This window comes from Bradyrhizobium sp. Leo78, assembly GCF_059512425.1.
On record NZ_JCAMOT010000092.1, the window covers coordinates 1 to 8,171 of the forward strand.

Sequence of the window (8,171 nt, forward strand, 5' to 3'; positions counted from 1 at the left end):
GATAGAAAGGGATCAGGAGCAGTCAGTTTCCAACTAACAAACCGGTTCAAGCGGTCCCGCTCCGCGGGTCCATTTCATCCTGCCTGGCGCGCGCCGACAGCTTGGTCGGATCGCGCCGCTTGGCCACATGGGCGGGGTAGGTCGAAGGGGCGATCGGCAAGACCCTGCAGATCGGCTCGACCCCATACGTCCCACGGTGATCGTCGATGAAGGCGATCATGGCTTGGACCGGCGGTCGAGCTCCGCCGTCGCAAAATAGGCGCTCGCCTTGCGCAGGATCTCATTGGCGTGCCGAAGCTCACGGTTCTTCCCGTTCCAGGGCCTTCAGCTTCTCAGCCATGTCGGTCGGAACGCCTGCCCGCTGTCGACCTCGGCCTTCTTGACCCAGTCATGCAGCGTCTGCGGCGTGCAGCCGATCTTGGCCGCAATCGAGGTCACCGCCGCCCAGCGGGACGGATGCTCGCTCGCGTGATCCAGAACCATCCGAACCGCACGGGCCCGGACCTCGGGTGAAAATCTGTTCGTCGTCTTGCTCGTCATGGCTCCATCCTCTAGGAGCTGGAGCCTCCGGCAAACCCGGGGCGGTTCAAGGCCACGCTCGGCCAAGCCTTGAAGGACCTTAGAAACCCGACTGCGGAGCTCGGGCAGTCTGCGCAGAAGCGAGCTACACGTCTGCGTGCGCTGAGTGCGTGGCTTAAAGAAAATGCCAGGGGGACCATAACCTGGCGTGTTAACGGCGCTGGCAAGGAGCAGTTAACGCTGGACAACGATGTGCTAACGTTCCAACGCAAGCCTCCGGTCGCGCGCTGCGGCCGGAGGTTTTTACTAGAACAGGACATGCTTTGAGGCTACTCACGTTTCGAAAGCGCACAAGCCGGTGTGTGCCGCACGTTAGCCAATCAGAAGATCGCCCGCACGGGCGCGTGTCGGCAAGGCTCCGTCACCAGAAACTCCTCGCGCTTGGCGGCGCTGTTTGTTGTTTACGCTCACCGGCCTCTTGGCTAAGCCCAAAAAAGGCCGCCGCAATCAGCCAAAGCGGAACTGTCCACCGCCATTACCTGAGAAACTGCCAACATTGCGGAGCCGAAGATGTCTGCTGCCCGCGTAGTGCGACGCAGCTCTCCTGGTGCGACACCACAGACGAGCGGTCTGCGAGGCCTGAAGGGCTGACAATGCGTGGAAAGATCATGATGGTTTGAGCACTGTCGGCGTAGATGAGCATTCACAGTGTGTTCGTTTCTCAGCCATGGATCCGTGCGCTCGGTATTCCGTATGTGGATGTCCGATTGCCGCCTCAATGTCGTAAATCCGACGGAGCTGCCGGGGCAATTCCGCACGAAATGCTGTAGGTGGGCATGTTCTTCTCGTCCAACGAGGCGCAGTCGAGATTTTGTGGCTGGCACGGCGATTGCTGATGAGCAGAGACCACCGGATGGGTGGGTGAAGATGGTCGCAGCCGGACTTTAGTGTTCCCACGAATGAGAGGTTTCAGCAGACGGCTTGCAAGACGCGCCATTGCGGGCCAAGCCGCTGCCCCATCCCAAGTCACACAAACGTGCTTCAGTAATGAAGCGACGCGCCCGGACCCGAGCAGAATTTACACGAGCGCCAACGTCAAGAACTTACACGAGCTCAAAGAGACTTCTATGGAAATGCTGGACCTCATCGGAATTGGCATCGGCCCATTTAACCTTAGCCTCGCAGCGCTTATTGAACCTACTCCGCTCCGCGCACTTTTCCTGGAGAAGCGAGACGCACTCTTTTGGCATCCAGGCCTTGCGCTGCCGAACAGTCGCCTACAGGTGTCGCCGCTCAAGGATTGCGTGACCCTGGTCGATCCTACTAGCCCATATTCATTCCTCAACTATTTGGCACTGCATGGTCGGCTCTACAGCTTTGTCAACAAGCGCAATGCTTCAACGTCCCGGCGGGAGTTCATTGAGTATTACCGGTGGGTCGCAGGGCGACTCAATACGCTCCGCTTCTCCGAGGAAGTCAAGGATGTTGTTCCTTTTAGGGATGGCTACCGCATCAGCACGAATACAACCACATACTTGGCGCGCGCCGTTGTTGTCGGCGTTGGCGTAGAGCCCAAGATCCCGGCCTGTGCCAGATCTTTGCTATGTGACACCGTCTACCATGCAGCCGACTATCTCGAGCGGCAGCTACCGTATGCAGCCGAGCATGTGCTCGTTGTGGGAGGCGGTCAGAGCGGGGCTGAGATCATCGAGGATATTCTTACTCGTTCTGTATCCACCCAGATCACGTGGGCAACGTCGCGTTCGAACTTGTTTGCCATCGACGACAACAGTTTCGTGAATGAGGCTTACACGCCCGCCTATAGCCGTCGCTTTCACGCTCTACCGCTTCAGCAACGCCGGAACATAGTCGAGGGCGAGATGCTTACGAGCGATGGTATTTCTGTCGATTTGTGCAACCGCCTATATGAAATGCTGTACGAACGCAGCCTGGATGGCACGCTGGCCGACCGATTTCGTGTGTTGTCCAGCGTAGTCGTGAAAGACGTCACGTCCCACAACAAGCGCTGGCGAGTAGATCTAAATGAGATCGCAACGCAGCGAAATAGCTGCATCCTCGTCGATCGTATAGTGCTTGCTACAGGCTTCCAGCCACGTACGCCGCCCTTCTTGCAGGCCCTCCTCGAAGGCGCGTGTATGGAAGACGGCCTGCCCGTACTCGGCCCGGACTACGCAGTCCGCTTCAGTCGGCACATGCCAGGACCAATATATCTACAAAATCAAAGCCGCGTGCAGCACGGATTGCAGAGCGCCAATCTATCTTTGGTCGCGTACCGCAACAGCCTGATTATTAATAGCCTCCTCGGCCGACCGTTCTATTTGAATACATCCGACAGGCAGATGATTGAGGTTTACGCACCTTCGGACACGTCTGAACGAGACGCCGGTGTGGTTGCGATGCCATCAACCCGACTGGGTAGCATATGAACGGCGGTTCGACCTCACCGCTGCGGGGCCGGATTGCGGATGGAACGGCTAAAGCCGCCGACCAGCTTTCAGGCACGCTCGACTACCGCGCCTTTGCACCATTTTTGATTGCCTCCATTATCATTGCAGCAGCTTACGGCACTAGCTTTCTATTGCCGGACTACATGCATGCGCTCGGAACGGATAGTGGAGCCGCGGGTCTTATTATTTCCAGCGGCATGGCTGCCACTCTCGTTTCCTGTTGCTTGGCAGGCTGGCTGGCAAAGCGGATAGGCCTATTGCCCACGTTGACTGTCGCCTCGCTATTTATGGCCTTAGCCATGCTGGCCTTTGCCGGCGCTGCCCTCGATAGGCGAGCGGCGTACGGTGGAGGATTACTGGTGGGCTCTTCTTGGTCAGTGTTCTTCATTCTGGCACCGCTGCAGATCATCCGCCATCTACGTCCCTCAGCACGTATTCAGTATTTGACTGTCTTATCCGGATCACAAATGGCTGGGCTCGGCCTAGCGGCTCCACTTGGTCACTTGCTTGCAAAATACACTGGTTCGCTGGCCACGATTTATGCGGTGCTTGCGATTGCGTGCGTGATCGCAGCCGCCTGCGTAGACCTTACAAGACGCGCGATGTCGAGGCTATCGGCAGTGCCGATGCCGGATGTCGAAATTACACTGGCCGCGACTACGACACTGCTTCAGAAGTGCACAGCACTCCCCATCGCCATGATTGCGATTTCAGCCTGCATGTTCGCGGGGCTGTCCACATATCAGAGCGCGTATTCCGCATCACGTCACTTGAATTCCGATCTGTTCTTTCTCGTTTTTACTGCTACGAGCGTGGTACTACGCTTCTCGGTCGCTCACCTCATGGGCAGCCTGCCGTTACAGCGACTGGCGCTCACGCTCATCCTACTGACCGCTGCGTCTCTGGTGTTGTTCCTTCTCAATGGTGGCAGCACCTCACTCTATATCGCGGCCACCGTCCTCTTTGCCGCCGGCTATGGGTTAAGTTATTCAACCTTGAACACGATAGCCGTCAATCTTGCCGGCGAGCACGGCGTCTCCGTGCCCACTACCTCGCAGATCTTTACGCTCGCATACTTCCTCGGGCTCTTCGGCTTTCCCCTGGTCGGAGGGCAGTTGGTCCGTGGATTCGGCCCTGACGTGATGTTGCTGAGCCTATTGAGCGCGACCGCTCTTAATGCGGTGCTAGCAAGCCGCCTGGGGTAAAGCACAACTGATCCGTCTCATCTTACGAAGGAGCTCACACATGCTGACTGAGGCACAACAATCGAAATGGCATAAGGATGGATATCTTCGATTGGAACAGTTCTTCGATCCAGCCACGCGCGACAAGATTTCTCGTTTCGTTGAGGAAGTCGCACGTTGGGATGTAAGCTCCGACAAGTGGATGTTGTGGTTCGAGAAGACGAGTGACAGCCGCAAGATTATCTCCAAGGCCGAGAACTTCTTAGACTACCATGCCCCTCTACGGGAGGCGCTCCTGGCCGATGGCCGCATTCGTACAGCGGTCGAGACACTCTTGAATGAGGAAACACGGATGTTGAAGGAACTTCTGATCTTCAAGTATCCGGACAGCGGCGGATACCGCCCACATCAGGACATCTATCATATCCCGCACAAGATACCCGAACGCATGGTGCACGCAATTGCATCCATTGCCGTGGACGACTCGGACCCGGGTAACGGTGGGCTTTTCTTCACGCCAGCTCGCCATAAGGAAGGAGTGTTTCCGATGGATGCCGGCGGCGTGATTCGCCCGGAGATCGCCGAAACCTTCACATGGGAGCCGGTGCACTTGAAGGCTGGCGATGCTTTCATTTTCGACGATTATGCGCCCCATTACTCACTGCCAAACAAGAGCGATCGGTCGCGTCGTGCGATTCACTTGGTGTTCCAGCGCGCATCCACTGGAGGTCCGACACGCACCGAATACAACCGCATGAAGCGCGCCTACAACCCACCAGAGGAAGCGGTGGCGGATCTTGAAAACCTGAAGATTCCCAATGGCATATTCTATCGCGACTGATAGCCACGTTTGAGGAAGACCAACGTGTACACGAAGCAGGCCGATCATTCTCTGATGCGAACCGAATACGGCGTTCTGGTCTGGCGCCTTTTGGAGCATCTCCCGGAGGGTCTCAGCCCAGCATTTGGCGCTTCAGTCGTGGAGCTCGCTCCAGGCGATGCGGTCGACCCGCACGATCATCAGGAGCACGAACTTTGGGTGCTGATCTCTGGTCGTGGAGAATTCGAAGTCGACGGTCAGGTCCGTGAGGTTAGCGAAACGACCTTGTGTTACATGTCGCCACATCAGACGCACACTATCCGTAATATCAGCCAAGACAGCGCTCTCAAGTTTATCTCGATTTGGTGGGATTGACGTGCGCACCTATTTTGTCTGTCCCGCGCCGCCTTGCCCTAACGGCAAACTACATCTGGGTCACATCGGCGGCGTGTATTTACTCGCTGATATTTTCGTCCGCTTTCAACGCATGACCGGCCATCGGGCCTACTACATCACTGGCTCAGACGAGCACGGCACATATACGCTCGAAACGGCACGAAAGCTCGGCCAATCCTTTAGCGAGGTCGCAGAACGATACATTCACCAGATCTTACAGTGTTTGCGCGCCGTGCAAATTACTCCCGATGTGTTCGTGCGCACATCTAGCGCGATTCACAAGGAAAATGCGCTAGCTATATTCCGCGAGCTGCAAGGGGCCGGCTACGTCGACGTACGGCAGGGCGTCCAACTGTATTGCGACCATTGCGATGAGCTCGTTACGGACTCGCTCGCAACTGGCCGTTGCCCGGCTTGCTCATCGCCTTGCGACAGCAATCTGTGTGAGAACTGCGGGCTGGCTCTTCAGCACGACACAATCCGTGACGCACGGCACGTCACCTGCGGCCGCGATCTTGTGCTAAGACCCATCACGCAGGCCGTGTTCGACATGCCACGTCTCGCTCGCCCACTGCACGAAGCCATTGGAGAAAGCACATGGCCCGAGCCGATACGCGCCAAGGCGCGCGCTTGGCTACACCGGGAGGTGCGCGGCTTGCCGATGACCCGCCATTTCAGGCACGGTGTGGAGGTAAAACAGCCTGACTCTCTGATCGGCCAAACGCTGCTTACATGGTTTGAGGGCCTCTGGTGCTTCGACACCGGAATTCGCGAGCAATGCGCCCGCGCCGGTCTGGACGCAAACGCGACGTTGCACGACCAGAACACCGAGCTTCTTTTCTTCATGGGGCAAGATAACCGCTTCTATTACACGCTAGGTGTGGCCGGCGCTCTGCTCGCGCGCGGCTACCCAATTCCCAAAAATCACTCCGTCCAGGATTTCTACAAGCTGGAAGGCGAAAAGTTTTCCACCAGTCGTGATCATGCTCTTTGGGCCGATGAAGTGGCGCGCGAGGTGGGGCCAAACGTACTCCGTTATGCACTGGCGCGAGTGGCCAAGCCGTTTGGAACCGACGCAAACGATTTTGACCTCGACGGGCTCATCTCGGCAGCCTCACGCATTCGGGTCTGGGAAGATGCGTTACGCCGGTATGCAGAAAACGCACGCACAGTAGAGAGCACCGAACTGTCCCCGAATTTCCGCCGCTTCGCTGAAGATTACGCCGATGCGGTCACCACACTGCGTTTCTGGGATGCGCTTGATATCATCGACAAGTACTTCGAGCTAGCTGGCTTTGCACATGCAGACGGTTGGACATGGAATGCTGCGCAGATCTCGCTGTTCCTGAGCCTACTCTATCCCGTAGTACCTGAGCTAGCGATGGGCTACGGCCAGCACTACTTTGGCGGTGCGTGGCGGCCGTCCCTCGAGACATCAGCCGTAGCAGCCCAGCCAAAGACGTCGGTGGACTTTCCCCGTTTCAGCGCGCCAATACCCGCAAACTTTGCCGCGGAGTACAATAAGCGCTTTTGCAAAGAACAGATTTGGCAATCATGAAGATCCGAATGACGAAGCCATGAATTCGCGCATCTCAAAACGCAGCGCTGTCGCTCAGGGCTTTGCGCCATTCAACTCCTCAACTGCGAAACATGGTATCAATTTCGGCCACGCGCTGGCCGACCCGGTGATGTTTGCAGAACTGCCGTGGCCAGGCGCGTTTGACGGAGGTACAGGTGTCGCTCCCGCCGATCTGCCGCAGTATACGGATGCGGCGGGTTTGCCCGAACTTCGTACAAAGCTCGCACTGAGGTACGGCGTGCGGCATAACCAAGTTATGCTTACGGGTGGTGCTTCACAGGCTTTACAATTGCTTGCCGATGGCTGGATTGACCCCGGTGACGTGGTCCTGACGGAGGACCCCTCCTACTTGGGCGCACTGCGTACGTTTTCGATCGCGGGTGCAACCGTGGTCCAGCTAGGTCTGGCCGCAGAGGGAGTGGATCTGAACGAAGTCGAGGCAATGCTGCAGACCAATGCCCGGGTGAAGCTTTTCTACACGATGCCAGCATTTCATAATCCAACCGGGCGCCAGATGTCGTGCGACTATGTGGCCAAGTTGGCGGGCCTGCTAGCCCGCAGTGGCGCTCTCTTGGTGCAGGATCTTGTCTATGCTGAGTTGCCCTATAACGGTCCAGTGCATTGGCTGGCGCCAGGCAACAACGTGATCAATGTCCATAGCATCTCAAAAGTTGCCGGACCGGGGCTACGGGTAGGCTGGGTGCTTGCGGAGGCCGACATCATCAACAGGCTTGCGCACCTCAAACCCGACGGCGGCGTAAGTCCGGTTTTGAGTAATGTCGTTTTGGGGTTGTTGCAATCGAGCGCTCTTGACGCGCACATAACACGCTTACGCGAGCACTACCAAGCGAAGCGAGACAGCGTGCATAGGTTGTTGCAGCGCAGCCGGATTTGCGAGCCGGAATATACGGTGCCAAGCGGGGGCTTCTCGTTCTGGGTACGGCTTACCGCGGGTACGGATCCGGAGATGTTTATTGAAGCTGCGAGCCGCGAGCACGACGTGCACCTTATAAATGGTCGCAACTATGGCCCACGAAGTGGCCGTCACGTGCGCCTGTGTTTCAGCTATCTTCCAATATCTCTCATTGAGCAGGGGCTGGAGCGCTTAGGTAATTTGCATGCTAACCTCTAGCAGTCTGCTGAAAAAGCCCTCGTCAGGGGCTGCGATTGATGATTCTATATCGATCATGGATCGTCGGGGGTTC

6 protein-coding genes, 1 pseudogene and 1 other annotated feature are annotated in these 8,171 nt (G+C 57.1%); of the genes and pseudogenes, 6 read left to right on the plus strand and 1 reads right to left on the minus strand.

Going from position 1 to position 8,171, the window contains the following annotated elements:
* Positions 1-76: 76 nt before the first annotated feature.
* Positions 77-540, minus strand: a pseudogene (locus AC5ZG1_RS42715) (transposase); the annotation flags it as partial.
* Positions 146-262 (minus strand) — a sequence feature (AL1L pseudoknot). It overlaps the preceding pseudogene by 117 nt.
* A 1,106-nt stretch (positions 541-1,646) precedes the next feature.
* On the opposite strand from AC5ZG1_RS42715, the gene AC5ZG1_RS42720 reads away from it, so the two are divergent.
* The 6 genes from AC5ZG1_RS42720 to AC5ZG1_RS42745 are packed head-to-tail and all read left to right on the plus strand — an operon-like array spanning position 1,647 to position 8,098.
* The gene (locus AC5ZG1_RS42720) at positions 1,647-2,966 is read left to right on the plus strand and encodes a lysine N(6)-hydroxylase/L-ornithine N(5)-oxygenase family protein (protein ID WP_155255674.1); all 1,320 of its coding nucleotides are present in this window, start codon (positions 1,647-1,649) and stop codon (positions 2,964-2,966) included.
* Positions 2,963-4,192, plus strand: a complete 1,230-nt coding sequence (locus tag AC5ZG1_RS42725; RefSeq protein ID WP_051397365.1) for an MFS transporter — start codon at positions 2,963-2,965, stop codon at positions 4,190-4,192. The genes AC5ZG1_RS42720 and AC5ZG1_RS42725 overlap by 4 nt, the downstream gene beginning before the upstream one ends.
* A 40-nt stretch (positions 4,193-4,232) precedes the next feature.
* Positions 4,233-5,012: a phytanoyl-CoA dioxygenase family protein gene (locus AC5ZG1_RS42730; protein ID WP_028169266.1), complete on the plus strand. Its 780-nt coding sequence runs from the start codon at positions 4,233-4,235 to the stop codon at positions 5,010-5,012.
* 24 nt (positions 5,013-5,036) lie between these two features.
* Positions 5,037-5,366, plus strand: a complete 330-nt coding sequence (locus tag AC5ZG1_RS42735; RefSeq protein ID WP_028169265.1) for a cupin domain-containing protein — start codon at positions 5,037-5,039, stop codon at positions 5,364-5,366.
* Between the two features lies 1 nt (position 5,367).
* A complete protein-coding gene (locus tag AC5ZG1_RS42740) occupies positions 5,368-6,945 on the plus strand; it encodes a class I tRNA ligase family protein (protein ID WP_028169264.1) in 1,578 nt (525 codons plus the stop codon).
* Positions 6,946-6,964: 19 nt separating this feature from the next.
* A complete protein-coding gene (locus AC5ZG1_RS42745) occupies positions 6,965-8,098 on the plus strand; it encodes an aminotransferase-like domain-containing protein (protein ID WP_028169263.1) in 1,134 nt (377 codons plus the stop codon).
* The last annotated feature ends 73 nt before the right edge of the window (positions 8,099-8,171 follow it).